Raw genomic sequence first — 22,450 nt, forward strand, 5'->3', positions numbered from 1 at the left:
GCTTGGGAGGGTCGAAATGGAAGTTGGAAGAATACAACCTGCAGCAAAAAACTTGAATCAGATGAAACAGTCTTCCCAGTACTCAAGTAAACCAAAACAAGAAGAAAAAATGAATGATGAAATGGAACAGAAGAAGAATCCGTCAGAAAAGGAAGTTAAAAAAGCCGTAGATGGGTTAAATCGGATGTTTGAGTTGAGCAACACTCATATTAAATTTAATTACCATGAAAAACTTGGAGAGTACTATGTTCAAGTGATTGATGATCAGGAAAATGAAGTGATTCGAGAAATTCCTTCTAAAAAGATTCTAGATCTAGTAGCACATATTCGGGAATCTATTGGGATTTTAATCGATACTAGAGTTTAGGGGGGAACCGAATGATAAATGAACTTCGTTTTAGTGGGCTTGCTTCCGGGATGGACACAGAGTCGATTGTAAAAAAGTTAATGGATGCTGAACGGATCCCACTAAATAAACTAAAGCAAGATAGGCAATGGAAAGACTGGCAGCGTGATGCCTACCGCGAAACCAATACACTCTTGATGGACTTGCGAAGTTCCATGGAGAAGCTTCGTTTGCAATCTTCCTTTACACAAACGAAGGTGAGTTCTTCGGACACGTCAAAAGTAGATGTGACCAAAGTAGGCAAGCCAAGCCTAGATAGTTACACTATTTCAAGTGCGTCATTTGCAAAGCCTGCGCAGCCTTCTTCTGTGAAATTTGCCTCAACAGGTCTAAGTCCAGATGATTTAATAAATAAAAATGGTGGAACAGACTTCACATTTAAATTGTTAAATACCGACGGGACGGAGTCTGAAATAAAAGTTGATGCAGATGTTGATACAGTTAATAGTGTGATTTCCAGAATTAACAGTCTTTCTGATAAAACAGGTGTTACAGCTAGTTATTCGGAAGGTGACAAGAGACTTATTTTTACTTCGACTGCAACTGGAGCCTCAGCCGACTTTGCTGTAACAACAGCAGATGGTAACAATCCTCTGAAAATTGTAAAGGGATCGATTAAAGAATCCCTTTCAGATAGTACTGGGACAACCATTACAAAATTTGATGTTTTAAAACAGGATGGGACATCTGATGCTAATGCTGTTGTAATTGGAAAAGATCTAGAACCCGGCACCGTCGTCATCAACGGAACCACCGTTTCTACAACTGGAAACAGCTTTGTTTACGACGGATTAAAATTCACCTTGAAGGCCGAAATGGTAAGCGGCACCGGCTCCGTCACTATCAACAAAGAAACCGATACCGAAGCCATCTATAACGATATTAAAACCTTTGTTGATAAATATAATGAATTGATTGAGACGTTAAACGGCAAGCTTGATGAAAAGAGATACCGGAATTACCAGCCTCTTTTAGAAGATCAAAAAGAGAGCATGAAAGACAAAGAAATTGAACTTTGGGAAGAAAAAGCAAAGAGCGGTTTGCTGCGAAATGATAATATCATCTCGAATGCCCTGGTGAAATTAAGAAGTAGTCTTTATAATGTGGTATCCGGAGCGGCTAATGACAAGTTCGATACGTTAAGTGAAATCGGAATTAAACCCAGCGACGAATGGCGCGATAATGGGAAACTCGTCATTAATGAGGACAAATTAAAAGAAGCAATCACCAATAATATTGAAAGTGTAAAAGAATTTTTCACCAAAACCTATGATACGGGTGATAAATCCGACACAACCGTTAATAACTCCACAAAATACCAAAACAGCGGAGTTGCCTGGAGATTCTATGATCAACTGAATGCCTCGATTAAAGACATTACAGACAAGGCGGGGCTCGCTGGAGCTACAGAAACGACTAGTTTAATGGGGAAAGCCATTGGTGAAATAGACGATCGAATAGATGCTTTCCAAAACCGTTTGATTGAAGTTGAAAATCGCTATTGGAGACAATTCACTGCCATGGAGAAAGCGATTCAGAAGGCAAACTCACAGAGTGGATGGATGATGCAGCAGTTCGGCGGCGGAATGTAGGTGGGAGACAATGTTAAACCAAAAAGAAGAATGGTTTAAACAATATTATGAATTAACCCTTGAGGCCGTTGAAAAAGATGACCCTGAGCAGTTCGAAAGTTTTTTAAATGAACGTGAACAGCTGATTATGAGGATTAGCGCACTTGATGAATCAGCAGGGGAGATTATGCTCAATTCGACCATTCGCTCCTATATTGAGAAAATTCAAGCGCTTGATAAAAAATGGATAGCAAGAATGGAGTTACATAAACAGGAAATGATGGGGAGAATTCGTTCCTTAAATAACGGTCGTATGCTTCGGAATCAGTATCAACAAGAGTATCAAGTGGCAGATGGAATCTTTTATGACAAAAGAAAATGATATGTCTTATAAACGTGGTTGACTGTCTAGCCCGAACAGGAGGAGCAATATGGTAACGAATAGAGCACTTGAATATCAAAGAAACCAGGTACAAACAGCTTCGCCCGAAGAATTGACTTTTATGTTGTACAATGGGTTAGTTAAATTCATTAAACAAGGAAAAAAAGAAATCGAAAACAAACAAATTGAACAAGCTAATAATTATGTCATTCGTGCACAGGATATCCTTTCCGAACTTATGCTTACTTTAAACATGGATTACGAGATCTCTAAGCAATTAATGCCCCTGTATGACTATATGAAAAATGGTTTAGTCCAAGCTAATCTTCAAAAGGATCTTGAGAAATTGTTGGAGATAGAGGAAATGGCTGTAGAGTTAAAAGAAACATGGGCACAAGCAATGAAAATTGCAAAAAAAACAGCAGGTACTTAAATAAAAAGGATGAGAAAAGACTTAGACGTTTTTTGTCTGGTCTTTTTCTCATGTTTCGTCAATTTTTGTGAATATTTGACAGATGTTTATTGTTTTTTCCTAGTTATTCCTCTATTATTTAATTAATAAAATGATACTTTATGATTATATCAAAGATAACAGTAAGGACTATTCCTATCATTGATAAATAACTCCTGGAGGGAAAGTATGGCTAACAGAATTCTTATCGTTGATGACGCAGCTTTTATGAGAATGATGATCAAGGATATTTTAACGAAGAATGGATTCAGTGTAGTTGGAGAAGCTAGTGACGGTGTACAAGCTGTAGAAAAATTTAAAGAGCTTAATCCCGATTTGGTGACGATGGATATTACGATGCCGGAAATGGACGGCATTTCGGCGGTGAAAGAGATAAAGAAGATAGATTCAAATGCAAAGATCATAATGTGTTCGGCTATGGGGCAACAGGCCATGGTAATTGACGCCATCCAGGCAGGTGCAAAGGATTTTATTGTTAAACCCTTCCAAGCAGATCGTGTTTTAGAGGCTATTAATAAAGTTATTGGCTAAAGGAGATCTCGCAGATTGGAGATGTATGGATGGAGAAAATAAGGGTTTTGGTCGTTGACGATTCTGCTTTCATGAGAAAGGTTATTTCCGACATTCTTTCATCCAATATAGAAATAGAAATAATAGGAACAGCAAGGAATGGTATGGAAGCGATCCAAAAAATCCAGGATCTTCGACCCGATGTTATGACACTTGATATAGAGATGCCTGTAATGAATGGAATCGAAACACTAAAAATGGTCATGAAGACACAACCACTCCCCGTAATTATGATTAGTAGTTTAACTCAAGAAGGCGCCACAGCTACTTTTGAAGCCCTTGAGCTTGGGGCAGTGGATTTTATCCCAAAACCATCAGGACCTATTTCTCTCGATATACATAAGGTACAAGAGCAGATCATCGGGAAAGTTATCGCAGCATCAAAAGCAAGGATTCTTGGGAAACAGACGAAATTTTCACATGGGAACGTAACTCCTGCTGCACCACCCGTAAAGATGGAGCCGTTGTTAAGTAAGAAATCAAGCCCAAATCATATAAGGGAACAAAGATCTCCATCTGGGATCCCCCATTTAATTGCTATTGGTTCTTCTACTGGTGGGCCGAATGCATTGCAGCAGGTTTTGAAGAATCTCCCAAAACAACTCAATGCAGCTATATTTATTGTACAGCATATGCCTCCCGGTTTTACTAAATCTCTTTCTGAGAGGTTAAATTCATTATGTGAAATTCAAGTGGTTGAAGCTGAAGATGGTATGATCGCAAAGGCGGGGTACGCCTATATTGCTCCTGGAAGCTATCATATGGAGGTTAAAGATGGCCGGGACGGTGAATTAGTTATTACCTTAAACCAAAGGGAACCCAAGAGTGGACATAGACCTTCTGTTGATGTATTGTTTGACTCCCTTGCCAAGGTCCAACATGTAAGCAAATTTGCTGTGATCTTGACTGGAATGGGAAGTGACGGAACAAACGGTTTAAAAAACCTAAAAGAAACAGGGTGTAAAGAAGCAATTGCTGAAGACGCAAGTACTTGTGTTGTCTTTGGTATGCCAAGGGCAGCCATCTCCTCTGGAAATATAGATACAGTTTTACCGCTCTTTCAGATAGGTTCTTATCTCACAAAAATAACAAATAATTACGGCAAACTATAGAAAGGAGGGGAAGAATGATGGAAATGAATCAATATCTTGATATGTTTCTGGAAGAGTCCAAAGAACATTTACAGTCCATTAATGATCACTTGCTTGTGCTAGAGAATAAGCCATCCAGCATGGATGAGGTGAATGAAATCTTCCGTTCCGCTCACACCCTTAAAGGAATGGCGGCAACGATGGGCTTTGAAGATATGGCTAAATTAACCCATGAAATGGAGAACGTATTGGATCAAGTGAAAAGTGGGAAGATGGCCATTCGTCCAGATATCATGGACATCATATTCCAGTGCGTTGATATATTAGAAGGGATGGTATATTCGATCTCGGAAAACGGAGACGGTCGGTTTGATGTATCAGAAGCGGTAAATGGATTGAGAAGAATCCTGAAGGGGGAGACAGCTTCGACACAGGCCATTGGAGATTCCGCACAGAATGAAGACCCTATCGCTCAGGAGGAAATTCCATTCGATGAATATGAAATGACAGTTCTGAAGCAATCTATTGAGAGTGGTTACTCCGCTTTATGGATCAAAACAACAGTACGCAACGATTGTGTTCTTAAGGCGGCGCGGGCTTACATGGTTTACAACAGCCTGGAGTCCGTTGGAGAAATTATTAAGTGTATCCCTTCTGTAGAGGAATTAGAAGAAGAAAAATTCGACAAGTCTTTTGATCTTGTGATCCTTACCCACAAAAGTGAAGAGGAACTGAAAAAAATTGTGTTGAATGTTTCTGAGATTGATTCAGCAGAAATACGAACCATTGATCTAAAATCAGAAGCAAAAGAGAATAAGAAAGAGGAACACGAACAAAGTCTACAATCTCCCAAAGCTTCAGACCAATCTTCGGCTAATGGAAATCTGCCGGTGACTGGTGATAGCACCAATGGGCAGAAAAAACATACCACAAGCAAGACAATCCGTGTTGATATTGAACGTTTGGATGTCTTAATGAATTTATTTAGTGAACTTGTCATCGATCGTGGGAGACTCGATCAATTAGCAAAAGAACTACTTAATGGTCCTTTAAGCGAAACCGTTGAACATATGAACCGAATTACTGGTGATCTGCAAAATATCATTTTAAACATGAGAATGATTCCTGTTGAACAGGTCTTTAACCGTTTTCCGCGAATGGTCCGTGATTTAAGCAGAGAACTTCAAAAGAACCTCACGTTACAAATTGAAGGGGCGGAGACAGAATTAGACCGTACCTTAATTGATGAAATTGGTGATCCTTTAGTCCATCTTTTACGAAATTCTATCGACCACGGAGTGGAAAGTCCAGAGGAACGTAAAAAAGCTGGAAAACCAGAAATGGGTACGATCCTGCTTAAGGCCTTTCATAGTGGAAACCATGTTTTTATTGAAGTAAAGGATGACGGAAGAGGAATTAATCGTGCTAAAGTTCTAAAGAAAGCTATAGAAAAAGGAATTGTTAGCGAGCAACAAAGTTCTTCTTTAACAGATAAACAAGTGTATGATCTCTTATTCTCTGCAGGGTTTAGTACCGCAGAAAAATTATCAGATATATCCGGTAGAGGCGTCGGTTTAGATGTTGTAAAGACAAAAATAGAAGTGTTAGGCGGAGCGGTTAGTGTCGACTCTGTTCCGGGAAAAGGGACAACGTTTTTGATCCAACTCCCACTGACTTTGTCAATTATTTCTTCCATGCTAGTAGATGTGGGCAGTGAAATCTTTGCTGTTCCGCTCAGTTCTATCATTGAAACAGCTGTATTCGACAAAGGTCAAATTATGAGGGCTCATCAGCAGGATGTCATCGATTTCCGCGGAAAAGTTGTACCTTTGGTGTACTTGGACCGGATTTTCCAAATATCTGAGGAATTTACTGCCCATAAAGAACAGATCTCTGTGCTGATTATTCGAAAAGGGGATAAGATGGCAGGTCTTGTTGTCGACTCATTTATTGGTCAACAAGAAATTGTTTTGAAGTCGTTGGGGAGATATCTTGGGAATGTTTTTGCCGTATCAGGGGCAACAATCCTTGGGAACGGAAAAGTAGCACTCATAGTGGACTGTAACCAGCTGATAAAATGATGAAATGTTATGGTATGGATAAGGGGGGAATGTAAGGTGTCAGATGAAAAGAAAATTATTGTTTTTAGATTATTGGATCAGGAATATGGAGTAGAGTTAAAGTACGTAAAATCGATTGAACGTTTGGAATCTGTGACGAAAGTGCCGCGTACGCCTAAGTTTGTTAAAGGGGTCATTAATCTTCGTGGGATTGTTACCCCCATCATTGATCTTAAGGAACGTCTAGGACTTCCGCAGGCTGAATTAACCGAAGAATCCCGTGTCATCATCGTTGAATTGGATGGATTGGAAGCAGGTTTCATTGTTGATTCTGCCAATGACGTTTTGGATATTCCTCTTCAATCTATTGAACCAGCCCCTAACGTTTTTCAAGGTGTCAGGTTTGAATTCCTAGAGGGCATTGCCAAATTGGATCAACGACTACTTGTGCTATTAAACTTCAATAAGGTTTTAAACCTAGAAGAAATGGACCAACTTTCCAAGGTGGAAGGATTATAACCATGACGATTAAATGGAACGGGATGGGGGAAATTCATCTCGATGTCTTAAAAGAAGTTGGCAACATCGGTGCGGGTAATGCTGCTACTGCGCTTTCCAAATTGATTTCAAGGGATATCGATATGAAAGTTCCCCACGCGCGCATTGTTCATTTTGATCAGATCACCGAGTTGGTTGGGGGACCAGATGCTGTAGTTGTTGCTATATTATTACATATTAATGGCGATGTGCAGGGGAGTATGTTCTTTATCCTTAATGAAGCTTCTGCTAAGGAGCTGGTTAAAGAACTGCTTCCTACTAATGATCAGACTCCTAATTTTACGGATTTGGAATTTTCCGCATTACAGGAAATTGGGAATATATTAATCGGCTCATATCTTACCTCTTTGATAGATTTTACTCAGTTAAATATGTATCACTCTGTCCCTTCTCTTGCAATTGACATGGCAGGGGCTATTGTAAGTTACGGGCTTATTGAATTAAGTCAGGTGGGGGACTATGCAATGGTCATAGATACAAGCTTTTTAGATGGGAGCAAGGAAGTAGAAGGACACTTTTTCTTTCTGCCGGATCCTGAATCTTTAAACAAAATATTTCGTGCCTTAGGAGTACCTTTAGATGAATGTCATTAAAGTTGGGATGGCGGATTTGAATATTGCCTCATCCCCCGACAGGATTCGCACTGTTGGGTTAGGGTCATGTGTAGGGGTTGCACTCTACGACAAAATCACAAAAATCGGAGGACTTGCCCATATTATGCTTCCCTCATCTACACTGAATAAGGGAGTACTTAATGTAGCAAAATATGCCGATACGGCCATTCCTAAATTAATTGATGATATGGTAAAGAAAGGTGCGGATTCGCGAAGGATTATTGCGAAGATTGCAGGCGGAGCGCAAATGTTTTCTTTCTCCTCGGCTAGTGAAATCATGCGAATCGGGCCCCGAAATGTAGAAGCGTGTAAGGAAGCCTTACGACATGCTAGGATTCATTTGAATTGTGAAGATACAGGTGGGAATTGGGGAAGAACTATTGAAATGGATTGTTCCACAGGAGTACTGCAAGTTCGTTCGGTAAATAACGGGGTTAAAGAATTCTAATGACTGTGAATGAAGCTTGCCCTGCATTAACGGGCAGTAAGCCCCTTCAAAACTATTTGAAATAAAGGGACAACTGCCCGTAAATGCTGGATAAGTGCAACTAGCCATCAGTGGGGGATGAAGATCCCTTTCTGATGGAAGTTTTCTTTATTGCTTTTAAAAAACACATATGGTATAGTTATCAACGGTGTAAAAATACACACGCATATCAATTCAACCAAGGGTGCTATGCCAAGCATAGTCTTGACTTGAAGATGAGGTGTGCGGAGGAAAACAAAAACCAAGAGGAGGTGTTGTGAAGATGGCAGTAATCTCTATGAAACAGTTGCTCGAAGCTGGTGTTCATTTCGGACATCAAACTCGTCGCTGGAACCCGAAAATGGCCAAGTACATCTTCACCGAAAGAAACGGAATTTATATCATCGATCTACAAAAGACAGTTAAGAAGGTAGAAGAAGCTTACAACTTCATTCGTGAAGTTTCTGCTAACGGTGGTAAAGTTCTTTTTGTCGGAACTAAGAAACAAGCCCAAGATTCTGTGAAAGAAGAAGCAGAACGTTGCGGAATGTTCTTTATTAACCAACGTTGGTTAGGTGGTACATTAACCAACTTCTCAACCATTCAAAAACGAATTCAACGTCTTCATAAACTTGAAGCTATGGAATCCGACGGTACTTTTGAGGTTCTTCCTAAGAAAGAAGTTATCCTTCTTCGCAAAGAGAAAGATCGTCTTGAAAAGTTCTTAGGCGGAATTAAAAATATGAACGATCTTCCGGATGTTATGTTCGTAGTTGATCCTCGCAAAGAGCGCATTGCTGTTGCTGAAGCGCGTAAATTAGGTATCCCAATCGTTGGGATTGTAGATACTAATTGTGATCCAGATGAAATTGATTACGTCATCCCAGGGAATGACGATGCAATCCGTGCCGTTAAGTTGTTAACTGGTAAGATGGCTGACGGAATTGTAGAAGCTAATCAAGGTGAACAAACAACTGCTTAATGTCTAAAAAGGGGTGGCCTGAGGGTGTGAAAACCCTTGCCACCCTTTTTTCTTGATAAGAGATATTACATAAAGGAGGAAATTAAGATGGCTATTACTGCTGCTATGGTTAAAGAACTTCGTGAAAAAACCTCTGCTGGAATGATGGATTGTAAGAAGGCGCTTGAAGAAGCAAGTGGTGATATGGAACGTGCTGCTGAAATTCTTCGTGAAAAAGGAATTTCCAAGGCTGCGAAAAAATCCGATCGTGTTGCTGCAGAAGGTTTATCAACCGTTTCGATTAATGATCAGGTTGCTGCAATCGTTGAAGTAAACTGTGAAACTGACTTTGTTGCGAAAAATGAGGATTTCCAAAACTTAACGAAAGAGATTGCAGAGTATATTGCTGCTAAGCGTCCAAGTGATGTAGAAGCTGCAATTTCTGGAGAGTTAACGGATGGGAAAACCCTGGAAACTTATCTAAACGAAAAAATTTCTACCATTGGTGAGCGCCTATCGTTACGTCGTTTTGGTGTGCTTGAGAAGCCAGCCAACGGTACGTTAGGATCTTATTTACATATGGGCGGAAAAATTGGGGTTATCGTTCAGTTGGACGGTTCAACAGATGAGTCCTTGGCTAAGGATGTTGCCATGCACATTGCTGCTGTAAACCCTAAATATGTGTCCCGCGATCAAGTGTCCCAGGATGAAATTGAAAAAGAAAAAGAAATTTTGAAGGCACAAGCCCTTAATGAAGGGAAACCGGCTAACATTGTAGAAAAGATGGTAGAAGGTCGTCTTGGTAAGTTCTTTGAAGAAATCTGCTTGAATGACCAAGCCTTTGTTAAGGATTCCGACAAAAAAGTTGGAAAGCTGTTAAGCGAAAAAGGTGCTTCAGTAACTGGCTTTGTTCGTTATGAAGTAGGAGAAGGTCTGGAAAAGCGACAAGAAAATTTTGCTGAAGAAGTTATGGCTCAAACGAAAAAGTAGTTAGAATTTCAACTTGCTAAGAAGTACAAAGAAGGGAACACAGAGTGTTCCCTATTTTTGAAGATTGTTTTTAAATGGATGGAAAGTCAGATGATTTTTAAGGATGGAGGGTAACTTATGCCTTTACCCGCGTTTAAAAGGGTCGTTTTAAAGTTAAGCGGTGAAGCATTAGCTGGTGATCTTGGATATGGAATTGATGCCACCGTGATCACTTCTATTTCTGATCAGATTAAGGAAATCGTTGAACTTGGTGTGCAAGTAGCCATCGTAGTTGGCGGGGGGAATATTTGGCGCGGCATCGCTGGCAGTGCGAAAGGAATTGATCGTGCGACCGCGGATTATATGGGAATGCTTGCGACTGTGATGAATGCCATGGCCTTGCAGGATGGATTGGAGAAGGCAGGTGTTCCAACACGGGTCCAGACTTCAATCGAAATGAGACAAGTTGCGGAACCTTATATTCGCAGGAAGGCCATCCGTCACCTAGAAAAGAACCGTGTCGTGATTTTTGCTGCAGGTACTGGGAACCCTTATTTCTCTACGGATACGACAGCCGCTTTGCGAGCAGCGGAAATTGAAGCAGAAGTCATTTTAATGGCAAAGAATAAGGTGGATGGTGTTTATAACGCAGATCCATCTGTTGACCCGAATGCAAAGAAGTACGATCGTTTAACTTTCTTAGATGTACTCAATCAGGGTCTTGGGGTGATGGATTCAACTGCATCTTCACTCTGTATGGATAATGATATTCCATTGGTTGTCTTCTCTATTATGGAGTCTGGTAATATTAAAAGAGCCATTATGGGTGATAAAATAGGGACAATAGTGAAGGGAGGCTAAATTCAATGCCACAAACAGTAATTAAAGATGCCGAAGACCGTATGTCAAAAGCAATTTCTGCACTGAAAAAGAACCTGTCAACACTTCGCGCCGGGAGAGCCAATCCAGCCTTATTGGACAAAGTAAACGTTGATTATTATGGATCACCAACACCTATCAATCAAATGGCGAATGTGAGTGTTCCAGAACCTCGTTTGATCATTATCCAGCCTTGGGATAAAACACAATTAGGTCCTATTGAAAAGGCGATTATGAAGTCTGATCTAGGATTAACGCCAACAAACGATGGGAATGTGATTCGCTTAATGATCCCTGCACTGACAGAGGAAAGAAGAGCGGAGCTCGTCAAATTAGTAAAAAAAGAAGGTGAGGAGGCAAAGATTGCGATCCGCAATATTCGACGGGATGCAAATGATGCCTTTAAGAAACTGCAAAAAGATGGTATGATTTCTGAAGATGATCTAAAAAGAAATCAAGATGTTATGCAGAAGTCAACAGATAACTTTACCTCTCAAGTAGATAGGACTGTACAAGATAAAGAAAAGGAAATTATGGAAGTCTAAATTTGCTAAAAATCCCCCAGGTTAAATGGGGGTTTGTGTATATTGGCTTTTTTTGGGGGAAAACTTATGTTGGGTAAGATTGCCAAATGGATGCAGAGCAAAGAATTGACGGCTGGGAAAGATGAACTCGAACTCGATCCCAATTTAATCCCGGAGCATGTTGCAATTATTATGGACGGTAATGGTCGTTGGGCGAAAAAGAGAGGACTGCCGCGTGTTGCCGGTCACCGAGCAGGGATGAAAGCTGTTAAGGAAGTCACTCGAGCTGCCAATGATCTTGGTATTAAAGTGCTGACATTGTATGCATTCTCAACGGAAAATTGGAAACGTCCGAAGGACGAAGTAGATTACTTAATGAAACTTCCCCAAGAATATATTTTAACAGAACTAGATGAATTGATTGAGCAGAATGTTCAAGTGAGAATGCTGGGGAATCCTGAGCAGTTGCCCTCCTTTACGGTTGAAGCGGTTTTAGAGGCAAAGGAGCGAACAAAGCTCAATACAGGACTTATCCTCAATTTTGCTTTGAATTATGGAAGCCGCGACGAAATCGTTCAGGCGATTCAACAACTTGCTGGAGATGTAAAGTGTGGGCAAGTGGATATCGAAGAAATCTCTGAGGAGATTTTTAATCGTTATTTATATACGAATGGGCTACCTGATCCTGATTTGTTAATTAGAACAAGCGGTGAAGTTCGACTCAGTAATTTTATGCTTTGGCAGCTGGCTTACGCAGAAATGTATTTCAGTGAAGTGTACTGGCCAGATTTTTCGAAGCGAGAATTATGGAAGGCCATTTACAATTATCAGCACCGCAACCGCCGATATGGCGCGGTATAATGGGTGGAGTGAGGATCTTGAAAACAAGAATTGTAACGGGTGCCATAGGAGGAGCCGTATTTCTTTCACTTGTGTACGCGGGGGGAATAGCATTTGGAATCCTCCTTTTTTTCATTGGCTTGTTCGGTTTTTATGAATGGTTAAAAATGGGTCGCATACATATAGGAAGTAAACAGGGAATTGTCGGTTTAATCTTTACAATCTACTATCTTCTACCGGTATATGTGACTGGAGGATGGACGAGTAAAAGTTTGCTTGTCGAATTAATTGTTTTATTGGTTATTGTGGTGTTAAGCAAGAATAAGGCGAACATCCAGGAAATTTCCTACGTGTATTTGGGGTCTATTTATTTAGGCGTTGCCCTTCATTATATGAATGAAGCACGACTTATGGAGAATGGATTAACGCTCACTTTGGTGATTCTAATTGCCGTGTGGACAACAGATACAGCCGCTTATTTTGTAGGAAAAGCGTTTGGTAAACATAAGCTGTGGCCTGCAATCAGTCCGAACAAAACGGTGGAGGGGTCGGTAGGGGCGATTGTTTTTGCGGTCTTAACAGTCGTCCTATTTGCAATGTTTTCTGCGCAAATCACGGTCCCCTTCGCGCTTCTGCTAGCATTAGCAATTTCCATCGGCGGACAGATCGGGGATTTGGTGGAATCTGCTGTCAAAAGGACATTTGATGTGAAGGATTCCGGTCAAATCCTGCCTGGACATGGTGGAGTATTAGATCGCTTTGACAGTTTGTTGTTTGTATTTATACTCTTGCATTTGCTATCCTTAATTTGAAAAAGAAAGGTGTGGCCCTTTTTTGCTATATATATCGATTCTCGGCTCTACCGGTTCAATCGGCCAACAAACCTTGGATGTCATTTCAGAAAATCCTGATCGATTTGCTGTAGTGGGGCTAGCGGCTGGATACAACTGGGAGCTTATCTTACAGCAAATTGAACAGTTTCAGCCACAGATCGTTGCAGTTGCCACAGAAGAAATTGCCGCCAAGGTAAAGCTGCATACGACGAAATGTGTGCAAGTTTTATACGGGGAAGAAGGACTAACTGAAGTTGCAACTATAGATAAGGCACAATTTGTCGTTTCGGCGATTGTTGGAAGTGCTGGTCTTGCTCCGACATTGCAGGCGATTGAGGCAAGAAAGACGATTGGCCTAGCCAACAAGGAAACACTGGTTACTGCAGGCCATATTGTAATGAGCAAGGCAAAGCAATATGGGGTACCGATTCTCCCTATTGACAGTGAACATTCCGCAATATTTCAGTGCCTTCAAGGGGAGAATTCAGCTTCCGTGGAACGCCTCATTCTTACGGCATCTGGTGGGGCTTTTCGGGACAAAAAACGGGAGGAACTACGGGATGTTACAGTTGAAGCAGCATTGCAGCATCCAAATTGGCAGATGGGAGCAAAAATTACGATTGATTCTGCTACAATGATGAATAAAGGACTGGAAGTGATAGAGGCCCATTGGCTGTTTCAGTTATCATTCACCAAAATTGATTGCATCCTCCATCGGGAAAGTATTGTTCATTCCATGGTTGAGTTTTCTGATCGTGCCTTAAAGGCTCAATTAGGTACTCCTGATATGCGGGTACCGATTCAATACGCTATGACTTATCCGGAAAGAATCCCCTTAAATACCCCTCCATTAGATTGGGGGAAATTGGCTGAATTGCACTTTGCACCTGTTGATTTTGAACGCTATCCAGCACTAAAGCTTGCTTATCAATGCGGCACAAGTGGCGGGACCATGCCGACTGTTCTGAATGCGGCTAATGAAATAATTGTCGGTCGTTTTCTTAAAGGAGAGTTTCCATTCTTGGAAATTGAGCCCGCTATCGAAAGCATACTGTCCAAGCATGAATCAATTCCGGATCCAAACCTGGAGGAAATCTGGGCCGCTGATCAATGGGCAAGACACATGGCGGCTGAAATTCCCAATAAATAAAGAAACTTGCTGTTCCATAGCCAAACCTTCAAATCGCAATCGAAAGGTGTGTTGTCATGTTTGAGGTCATTTCCATTATCCTTGTATTTGGTGCCTTGGTATTTTTTCACGAATTGGGGCATTTAGTATTCGCAAAGCGGGCAGGCATACTCTGCCGCGAATTTGCCTTGGGCATGGGACCTAAGCTCTCCTCATTTAAAAGGGGCGAAACCACTTATACACTTCGCCTCTTACCGATTGGCGGATTTGTCAGGATGGCCGGGGAAGATCCGGAGGTTGTCAAGGTGAATCCAGGTCAAGAGGTGGGGATCCAACTGGAGGGTGGTCAGATCACCAAGATCTATACAGATCGCCTAAAAAATTACCCACAAGCGGAAATCATTTCCGTTGAAAATATTGATCTCGATCAAAAAATGTTTATTGAAGCCTATGTGGATGGCGAATTAAAGCGGTGGAAAGTGCACCCACAGGCGATTATGGTACATCAGGGGCAAGAAGTTCAAATCGCCCCATGGAATCGTCAATTTGGAAGTAAAACCATTGGACAACGGGCGGCTGCCATTTTTGCCGGACCTGCGGCTAATTTCATACTTGCCTTTATTCTTTTAACGGCCATGGCACTTTCCTATGGCACACCGGTCAATCAGCCGATTCTTGGACAAATTAGTCCTGGAGGACCGGCTGAAAAGGCAGGGCTACAGCAGGGGGATAAAATTATTAGGGTTAACAATAAGACAGTGAATACCTGGGAGGATATTGTTGCAATTGTCAGCAAGTCACCTGGTGAAAAAGTCACGTTCTCCCTTGAGCGGAATGGTAAGCCGATGGAAATTTCATTTGTTACAGAAACCGTTGACAATGTTGGGAAAGTAGGGGTTTATCAACCTCTAAGCAAAGATTTTATGCTGTCTCTTAAATACGGGGCCGATACCACCTGGCAGTTCTCAACATTAATCTTTAAGGGTCTTGGGATGTTAGTAACTGGAAAAGTTTCCATGGAGGAATTATCGGGTCCGGTTGGGATCTTTAATTATACCTATGAAGCTGCGGAAAAAGGGGTGGCCATGCTGTTGAAATGGTCCGCTATTCTAAGTGTAAACCTGGGTATTATGAACCTGTTGCCACTTCCTGCACTTGATGGTGGAAGATTAGTTTTTCTCTTTTTGGAAGCTCTCCGCGGGAGACCCGTTGACCCGCAAAAAGAAGGGATGGTCCATTTTCTTGGTTTTGCCTTTTTAATGTTGTTAATCCTTGTTATAACTTGGAATGATATACAACGGTTTTTCTTTTCATAACCCAATCAGTTTACAGTCCTTGTTGATAGGAGGAGAGTTTTTTGCGGCAGTTAAATTTATTTGTTCCAACACTTCGCGAAGTACCTTCCGAAGCGGAAATTGTCAGTCATCAATTAATGTTAAGAGCAGGGTTTATTCGTCAGCTGGTCTCCGGGGTATATTCTTATTTGCCTTTAGGGCATAGAGTACTTCGCAAAGTGACCAATATTGTAAGGGAAGAAATGGAACGTGCCGGAGCACAGGAAATTTCCATGCCTGCTATCCAACCAGCAGAGCTTTGGCAAGAAACTGGCAGATGGGAAGCTTATGGTCCTGAATTAATGAGACTAAAAGATCGACATGAGCGCAGTTTTGTTTTAGGCCCAACACATGAGGAAGTAGTGACAAGCATTGCGAGAGATGGAATTAATTCCTATAAGAAACTACCAGTGAACTTGTTTCAAATTCAGACTAAATATCGCGATGAGGTAAGACCGCGTTTTGGTGTTGTTCGTGCACGTGAATTCGTGATGAAAGATGCATACTCCTTTGATATTGATCGTGAAGGGCTGGATAGAAGTTATCAGTCTATGTATGATGCTTATACACAGATTTTTACCCGTTGCGGCTTGAACTTCCGCGCAGTGGAAGCAGATGCAGGGGCCATTGGGGGAAAGGGGACTCATGAATTTATGGCTCTTTCCGAGATTGGCGAAGATACTATTGCCTATTGTGATTCCTGTCATTATGCAGCAAATCTTGAACAGGCGGTTGTGCATTACAACGGAGAACCCTCTTCAGAAGTCCCACTCACTATGGAGAAGGTGCACACTCCAGATATGAAAAGCATTGAACAACTAGTCAGTTTTCTCCGCATTAATCCGGACAAGCTGATTAAATCGCTTATGTTTAAGCTTGATGAACGATTCGTTTTGGCTTTGGTGCGTGGGGATCATGAATTAAATGATGTGAAACTGAAAAATATGTTTGATGCAAATACCCTTCGTTTTGCTACGGAACAAGAGGTACTGGACGTGATAGGTGCTCCAGTAGGATTTATTGGTCCTGTTGGGGTTGAAGCAAAAATAACAGTGGTAGCAGATCACGCAATAAGGGATATGGTTAATGCGGTTGTAGGTGCCGGGGAGAAAGATTACCACCTGATCAATGTGACTGCGGGCACCGACTTTCAAATATCTGAGTATGGCGATCTAAGAAATATACAAGAGGGAGATGCTTGTCCTCAATGTGGAGGAGAGATTCATTTCGCTCGAGGAATCGAAGTGGGGCACGTATTTAAATTGGGGACTCGGTATAGTGAAAAGATGAAAGCGACCTTCCTTGATGAACAGGGAAAGGAAAAACCGATGATCATGGGGTGCTACGGAATAGGGATTTCCCGTACCATTGCCGCAGTCATTGAACAATGCCATGATGAACATGGGATCATCTGGCCTAAAACCATTGCCCCGTTTGATGTACATGTCATTCCTGTCAATGTGAAAAATGATGAGCAGCGGCAACTAGCAGAGGAAGTCTATGCCTCTTTGCAAGAGGCAGGACTTGAGGTACTCATTGACGATCGTGCAGAACGTGCAGGAGTGAAGTTTAAAGATGCAGATCTAATTGGTATTCCGCTTCGTGTGATCGTTGGGGCCAAGGCTGGGGAAAATAAGGTGGAATGCAAAGTAAGGAAAACAGGTGAAACAGTGGAAATTTCTGCTGATCAAGTGGTTTCCTATTTGAAAGAGATGTTGAACAAGTTATAATAAGATTGACCTTTTGGTGAGTTCCGGGAAATTCGGAACTCATCGTTGTTTTTCAGAATAAAAAGAAATGGGGACGGGGCATGGAGGAATGGTTGGAACAGAAGGAACGCTTTCAACTTCTTTTGCGACAGACCGACATACCTGAGGAGTATAGAAGTCAATATTTCGCAGAGGGAAGAATTGAAAGACTGGAACTGAGCAGACAAAATAAGAAATGGACTTTTATCATTCAGCTTGAGAAGCTCCTTCCTGGATTAGTTTATCGCGCTTTTATTCAAAGATTACAATCTACCTTCGCCCATATTGCTGCAGTAGATTGCTATATTTCTTATACCCAGAAAATTAATTGGGAACTGTTTTTGGGAGAGTATTGGAACTACCTGGTTGACAGCATGTTGGATGAACAACAGACAGGAACATTTCCGTTACAAGGAAAAGCTCCATACATCGAGAACGGAAAGGCAACGATTGCCGTTTCCAATGAAATCGAATTGACGATGATGAGGAAAAAAGAAATTGATAAGCTTCTTTCCGGAGTAACCTTCAAGTTGACAGGAGAGTCTCTGCCAATTCAATTTAAAATCGAGGAAAATGAAGCCGAATTGCTTGCTTTCCTTGAACAGCGTGAACAAGAGGACCGGACCAGGGCGATGGATGCCATGATCGTCGAGAGAGAAAAACCAAAGGACGACAAGGCTACTTCGCTATCAGATGCAAAATTGGAATTTTTGATTGGTTATAAAATACAGGATGAGCCTGTCCCCCTTCGGCAGATTACAGAAGAAGAAAAGAGAATCACTGTCCAAGGTCAGGTCTTTGCTGCGGAAATTAGGGAACTGCGAAGTGGACGTTCCTTGCTTACATTTCGGATGACGGATTATACGGATTCAATCAGTGTGAAGATTTTTTCACGTGACAAAGAGGACGTTCCGATGCTGTCAGCCGTGAAAGAAGGAATGTGGGTGAAAGTCCGGGGCGGTGTCCAGTTTGACACCTTCTCAAGGGAATTGGTGCTGAGTGCCAACGATGTGAACGAAGTAAAACCCCGGATGAGAGAAGATACAGCCGAAGAGAAAAGAATCGAATTACATCTGCACACTCCAATGAGTACCATGGATGCGATTACCCCAGTGAAAAAATTGGTTGCACAAGCTGCAAAATGGGGGCATCCGGCGATTGCAATCACAGATCATGGTGGAGTACAGAGTTTTCCGGAAGCGTTTAGTGCCGGACAGAAGGCTGGGATAAAGGTTATCTATGGAGTAGAAGCCAATATCGTTGATGATGGCGTTCCAATCGTTTATCAGCCGCAGGAAAGAAATCTAAAAGAGGCTACATACGTTGTATTCGACGTTGAGACGACAGGATTGTCTGTTGTCTATAATACCATCATTGAACTTGCGGCAGTGAAAATGTGCAATGGTGAAGTTATAGACCGCTTTGAAAGATTTGCCAACCCGCATGAGCGTCTGTCCAAGACGATCCGTGACCTAACAGGAATCACGGATGATATGCTTGTCGACGCACCGGAAATTGATCAGGTCTTGAGAGATTTTCGTGAATTTGCTGGGGACAGCGTATTGGTTGCACATAATGCAAGATTTGATATCGGGTTCTTGAATGCCGGATATAAAAAAATAGGTGAACCCGAAATGGATAACCCTGTACTCGACACATTGGAGTTAGCCAGATTTCTTATGCCAGAATTGAAGAATCACCGTTTAAATACACTCTGTGATAAGCTTGGAGTTGAATTGGTCAGTCACCACAGGGCTGTCTATGATGCGGAAGCGACAGGACATATGTTATGGAAGTTAATATTACGTTTGGAAGAACGAGAGATTCTTGATTTAGTTCGAATTAACGACCATATTGGGAAGGGCGACTGGATGAGGCAGCGACCTTTTCACGTGATTTTGCTGGCAAAGAACCAGAAGGGATTGCGAAATCTATATATCCTGGTCTCGAAGGCACATATAAATTACTATCATCGTGTCCCTCGTATTCCTCGCAGTGAACTGCAGAAGTACAGGGAAGGCATTTTGATAGGTTCCGGCTGTGAACGCGGCGAGCTGTTTTCTACTGTGATGCAGAAGTCTCTTGATGAAGCGGAAGAAGTAGCGAAGTTTTATGATTATTTGGAGATCCAGCCAGCCTACTATAACCAGCATCTAATAGAGAAGGAATTGGTAAAAGACGAACAGGCCTTGCAAGAGATAAATCAAAAGATCGTTGAGCTAGGACGTCGATTGAACAAACCAGTGGTTGCGACCGGGAATGTTCATTATCTTGAACCACATGAAAAAATTTATCGGCAGATTTTGATTCAGGGTCTGGGCGGAGCTAGTATGATGAACCCAGACAAACTGCCTGATGCCCATTTTCCTACAACCAATGAGTTTTTGCAGGAATTCAGCTATCTAGGTGAGGAAGTAGCAAAAGAGGTTGTGATTTACGGACCGCGTCAGGTGAATGAATGGATTGAAGAAGTGAAACCAATCCCAGACAAACTCTATACACCCGTGATTGACGGGGTAAATGAGAAAACGGAAGAAATGAGCTATGAGATGGCAGGAAGTATTTACGGAAGCCCCTTGCCGGATATTGTGCAAAAACGTCTCGAAAAGGAACTGGCGAGCATTATTGGGCACGGTTTTGCCGTAATCTACTATATTTCACATCAGTTGGTAAAAAAATCATTGCAGGATGGATATCTAGTCGGATCGCGGGGTTCCGTTGGTTCTTCCCTTGTTGCCACCATGATGGAGATTACTGAAGTTAATCCGCTGCCCCCGCATTATATTTGCCCACATTGCAAGCACTCTGAATTTATCGAGGATGGTTCTGTAGCATGCGGTTACGATCTACCCGATAAAAATTGTCCGCATTGCGGCGAAGCTTATAAAAAGGATGGGCATGACATTCCTTTTGAAACTTTCTTGGGATTCAAGGGGGATAAGGTTCCTGATATTGACTTGAATTTTTCCGGTGAATACCAGCCGCGTGCACACAATTATACAAAAGTGCTTTTTGGTGAGGACTATGTTTACCGAGCGGGAACCATAGGTACTGTTGCCGATAAAACAGCCTATGGATATGTTAAAAAGTATGAGGAAGAAAAAGGACTGCAGTTAAAAAATACAGAAATTCTTCGCCTTGCATCGGGTTGCACAGGTGTAAAACGGACAACCGGACAGCATCCCGGAGGGATTATTGTAGTCCCTAATTATACGGATATTTACGATTTTTGCCCGATCCAATTTCCAGCCGATGATAAAACTTCGGAGTGGAAAACAACGCATTTTGACTTCCATTCCATTCATGATAATCTTTTAAAACTGGATATCCTGGGACATGACGATCCGACCGTGATTCGTATGTTGGAGGATTTGACTGGACTTGACCCGAAGGAAATTCCCACAGATGACCCCTTGGTGATGGGGATTTTTAGCAGTCCCGCGACCTTAGGGGTTACCACGGAACAAATTCGGACCAATACAGGAACTTTGGGAATTCCCGAGTTCGGAACCAAATTTGTACGGCAAATGCTGGAAGATACAAAACCGACGACCTTTGCCGAATTGGTCCAGATTTCTGGGCTGTCACACGGTACAGACGTTTGGTTAAATAACGCTCAAGAACTTATTCGTCAAGGTACTTGTACATTGAAAGATGTTATTGGATGTCGTGACGACATCATGGTTTATTTGATGTATAAAGGCCTAGAGCCAAGTTTAGCATTTAAAATTATGGAAAGCGTGCGAAAAGGAAAAGGACTTACTCCAGAAATGGAAGAGGATATGAAAAAAAACCAAGTCCCGGATTGGTATATTTGGTCTTGTAAACAAATCAAGTATATGTTCCCGAAGGCGCATGCAACAGCCTACGTATTAATGGCTGTAAGAATTGCTTATTTTAAAGTGCATTATCCGATCCAATATTATGCGACATACTTTACCGTTCGGGCTGATGATTTTGATATTCCACTGATGGTCAAAGGAAGCACAGCGATTGCCGACAAAATTGAAGAAATTGAGCGGAAGGGTAATGACGCGACACCGAAGGAAAAAAGCTTGCTCACCGTATTGGAATTAGCCTTGGAAATGTGTGAACGAGGGTTTCATTTTAAGAATATTGACCTTTACCGTTCCGATGCGACAAAATTTCTTGTCGACGGAAATGGCTTGATCCCTCCATTTAATGCCCTTCCAGGGGTAGGGACGAACGCGGCGATCAATATTTCTGAGGCAAGAGAGCAAGGTGAGTTCTTATCGATTGAAGATATGCAGCAGCGGTCGAAAGTTTCTAAAACGGTTCTCGATTACCTTAAGGAACAAGGATGCCTGGAAGGGCTGCCTCAATCGAATCAACTTTCCTTGTTTTAAGTTAATGTCATCGGATTTTTGCAATCATGAAGGTTCGGTTGCTAGCTTAATAGGATTATGGTATAATTTTTTTGGAAATACTGAGGATACTTGACTATTCAGAGTGGGGAAACCCACTCTTTCGTTTTACTTTAAAACTAAATCAGATGATTTGGATAAACGATAAGTGGATTGAGTGGCAGAATGCGAAAGAAAGGAGGAGGTTCTATTGGCAAAAGATGTGATTAATACTGTTGAACAGCTTGTTTTACCTATTGTGGATAGCGTTCAACTGGAATTGGTCGATATTGAATACATAAAGGAAGGCAGCAATTGGTTCCTCCGGGTTTTTATTGATAAAGAGGGTGGTGTGGATATCGACGATTGCGGTATGGTCAGTGAAAAATTAAGCAAGAAGCTTGATGAAATTGATCCCATTCCAACCGCTTACTTTTTAGAGGTATCTTCACCAGGAATCGAACGTCCCTTGAAAAAGCCAAAGGACTTTGAATGGGCAGTAGGCAAACGAATTTCGTTGAAAACAAAGGAAGCGATCGTTGGAGCAGTTTTATTTGAAGGTGATTTGATGGCTTTTGACGGAGAGCAGATTACTGTGAAAGAAGAAAGCCAAACATTGGATATTCCAATTGAGAAAATTGAATCAGCCCGATTGTCTGTTGTTTTTTAACACAGAGAA

The 22,450-nt window shown here is 41.7% G+C and carries 21 protein-coding genes; all 21 read left to right on the forward strand.

Annotated features, from left to right (window positions below; translation table 11 throughout):
• Nucleotides 1-16: 16 nt before the first annotated feature.
• The 21 genes from flaG to rimP all read left to right on the forward strand — a co-directional run bounded on the left by flaG (nucleotide 17) and on the right by rimP (nucleotide 22,441).
• Nucleotides 17-367 (forward strand): flagellar protein FlaG, encoded by a 351-nt coding sequence (gene flaG / locus J2Z37_RS07375; RefSeq protein WP_209809606.1) that lies wholly within the window; start codon nucleotides 17-19, stop codon nucleotides 365-367.
• 11 nt (nucleotides 368-378) lie between these two features.
• Nucleotides 379-1,998 (forward strand): flagellar filament capping protein FliD, encoded by a 1,620-nt coding sequence (gene fliD, locus J2Z37_RS07380; RefSeq protein ID WP_209809607.1) that lies wholly within the window; start codon nucleotides 379-381, stop codon nucleotides 1,996-1,998.
• 10 nt (nucleotides 1,999-2,008) lie between these two features.
• A complete protein-coding gene (locus tag J2Z37_RS07385; RefSeq protein ID WP_209809608.1) occupies nucleotides 2,009-2,359 on the forward strand; it encodes a flagellar protein FliT in 351 nt (116 codons plus the stop codon).
• Nucleotides 2,360-2,408: 49 nt separating this feature from the next.
• Nucleotides 2,409-2,792, forward strand: coding sequence for a flagellar export chaperone FliS (fliS, locus tag J2Z37_RS07390; protein ID WP_209809609.1), 384 nt, complete (start codon nucleotides 2,409-2,411; stop codon nucleotides 2,790-2,792).
• Between the two features lie 207 nt (nucleotides 2,793-2,999).
• Nucleotides 3,000-3,362: a response regulator gene (locus tag J2Z37_RS07395; protein ID WP_209809610.1), complete on the forward strand. Its 363-nt coding sequence runs from the start codon at nucleotides 3,000-3,002 to the stop codon at nucleotides 3,360-3,362.
• Nucleotides 3,363-3,391: 29 nt separating this feature from the next.
• Nucleotides 3,392-4,513, forward strand: a complete 1,122-nt coding sequence (locus J2Z37_RS07400; RefSeq protein ID WP_209809611.1) for a protein-glutamate methylesterase/protein-glutamine glutaminase — start codon at nucleotides 3,392-3,394, stop codon at nucleotides 4,511-4,513.
• A 17-nt stretch (nucleotides 4,514-4,530) separates the two neighbouring features.
• Nucleotides 4,531-6,573 carry a chemotaxis protein CheA gene (locus tag J2Z37_RS07405; protein WP_209809612.1) on the forward strand — a complete coding sequence of 681 codons (2,043 nt, stop codon included), beginning with the start codon at nucleotides 4,531-4,533 and terminating at the stop codon, nucleotides 6,571-6,573.
• A gap of 9 nt (nucleotides 6,574-6,582) precedes the next feature.
• Nucleotides 6,583-7,071, forward strand: coding sequence for a chemotaxis protein CheW (locus J2Z37_RS07410; protein ID WP_209809613.1), 489 nt, complete (start codon nucleotides 6,583-6,585; stop codon nucleotides 7,069-7,071).
• 2 nt (nucleotides 7,072-7,073) lie between these two features.
• On the forward strand, nucleotides 7,074-7,703 hold the full coding sequence (locus J2Z37_RS07415) for a chemotaxis protein CheC (RefSeq protein ID WP_209809614.1): 630 nt from the start codon (nucleotides 7,074-7,076) through the stop codon (nucleotides 7,701-7,703).
• Complete coding sequence (locus J2Z37_RS07420; RefSeq protein WP_209809615.1) at nucleotides 7,690-8,172, forward strand: chemotaxis protein CheD; 483 nt, start codon at nucleotides 7,690-7,692, stop codon at nucleotides 8,170-8,172. Before J2Z37_RS07415 ends, J2Z37_RS07420 begins: the two co-directional genes overlap by 14 nt.
• Nucleotides 8,173-8,473: 301 nt before the next feature.
• Nucleotides 8,474-9,172 carry a 30S ribosomal protein S2 gene (gene rpsB / locus J2Z37_RS07425; RefSeq protein ID WP_209809616.1) on the forward strand — a complete coding sequence of 233 codons (699 nt, stop codon included), beginning with the start codon at nucleotides 8,474-8,476 and terminating at the stop codon, nucleotides 9,170-9,172.
• An 87-nt stretch (nucleotides 9,173-9,259) separates the two neighbouring features.
• Entirely contained in the window at nucleotides 9,260-10,141 is an 882-nt protein-coding gene (gene tsf / locus J2Z37_RS07430; protein ID WP_209809617.1) for a translation elongation factor Ts, read from the forward strand.
• Nucleotides 10,142-10,258: 117 nt separating this feature from the next.
• A complete protein-coding gene (pyrH, locus tag J2Z37_RS07435; protein WP_209809618.1) occupies nucleotides 10,259-10,981 on the forward strand; it encodes a UMP kinase in 723 nt (240 codons plus the stop codon).
• A gap of 5 nt (nucleotides 10,982-10,986) precedes the next feature.
• Nucleotides 10,987-11,544, forward strand: coding sequence for a ribosome recycling factor (frr, locus tag J2Z37_RS07440; RefSeq protein WP_209809619.1), 558 nt, complete (start codon nucleotides 10,987-10,989; stop codon nucleotides 11,542-11,544).
• Between the two features lie 66 nt (nucleotides 11,545-11,610).
• Nucleotides 11,611-12,384 carry an undecaprenyl pyrophosphate synthase gene (locus J2Z37_RS07445; RefSeq protein WP_209809620.1) on the forward strand — a complete coding sequence of 258 codons (774 nt, stop codon included), beginning with the start codon at nucleotides 11,611-11,613 and terminating at the stop codon, nucleotides 12,382-12,384.
• Between the two features lie 17 nt (nucleotides 12,385-12,401).
• Entirely contained in the window at nucleotides 12,402-13,175 is a 774-nt protein-coding gene (locus J2Z37_RS07450; RefSeq protein ID WP_209809621.1) for a phosphatidate cytidylyltransferase, read from the forward strand.
• A gap of 22 nt (nucleotides 13,176-13,197) precedes the next feature.
• Nucleotides 13,198-14,346, forward strand: coding sequence for a 1-deoxy-D-xylulose-5-phosphate reductoisomerase (locus tag J2Z37_RS07455; protein ID WP_209809622.1), 1,149 nt, complete (start codon nucleotides 13,198-13,200; stop codon nucleotides 14,344-14,346).
• Between the two features lie 56 nt (nucleotides 14,347-14,402).
• Nucleotides 14,403-15,641 (forward strand): RIP metalloprotease RseP, encoded by a 1,239-nt coding sequence (rseP, locus tag J2Z37_RS07460; RefSeq protein ID WP_209809623.1) that lies wholly within the window; start codon nucleotides 14,403-14,405, stop codon nucleotides 15,639-15,641.
• Nucleotides 15,642-15,682: 41 nt separating this feature from the next.
• A complete protein-coding gene (locus tag J2Z37_RS07465) occupies nucleotides 15,683-17,389 on the forward strand; it encodes a proline--tRNA ligase (RefSeq protein ID WP_209809624.1) in 1,707 nt (568 codons plus the stop codon).
• An 80-nt stretch (nucleotides 17,390-17,469) separates the two neighbouring features.
• Nucleotides 17,470-21,774 carry a PolC-type DNA polymerase III gene (locus J2Z37_RS07470; RefSeq protein WP_209809625.1) on the forward strand — a complete coding sequence of 1,435 codons (4,305 nt, stop codon included), beginning with the start codon at nucleotides 17,470-17,472 and terminating at the stop codon, nucleotides 21,772-21,774.
• Nucleotides 21,775-21,982: 208 nt separating this feature from the next.
• Nucleotides 21,983-22,441, forward strand: coding sequence for a ribosome maturation factor RimP (gene rimP / locus J2Z37_RS07475; protein WP_209809626.1), 459 nt, complete (start codon nucleotides 21,983-21,985; stop codon nucleotides 22,439-22,441).
• Nucleotides 22,442-22,450 lie beyond the last annotated feature (9 nt).

The sequence above is a fragment of the Ammoniphilus resinae genome (genome assembly GCF_017873965.1).
Lineage (GTDB): Bacteria > Bacillota > Bacilli > Aneurinibacillales > RAOX-1 > Ammoniphilus_A > Ammoniphilus_A resinae.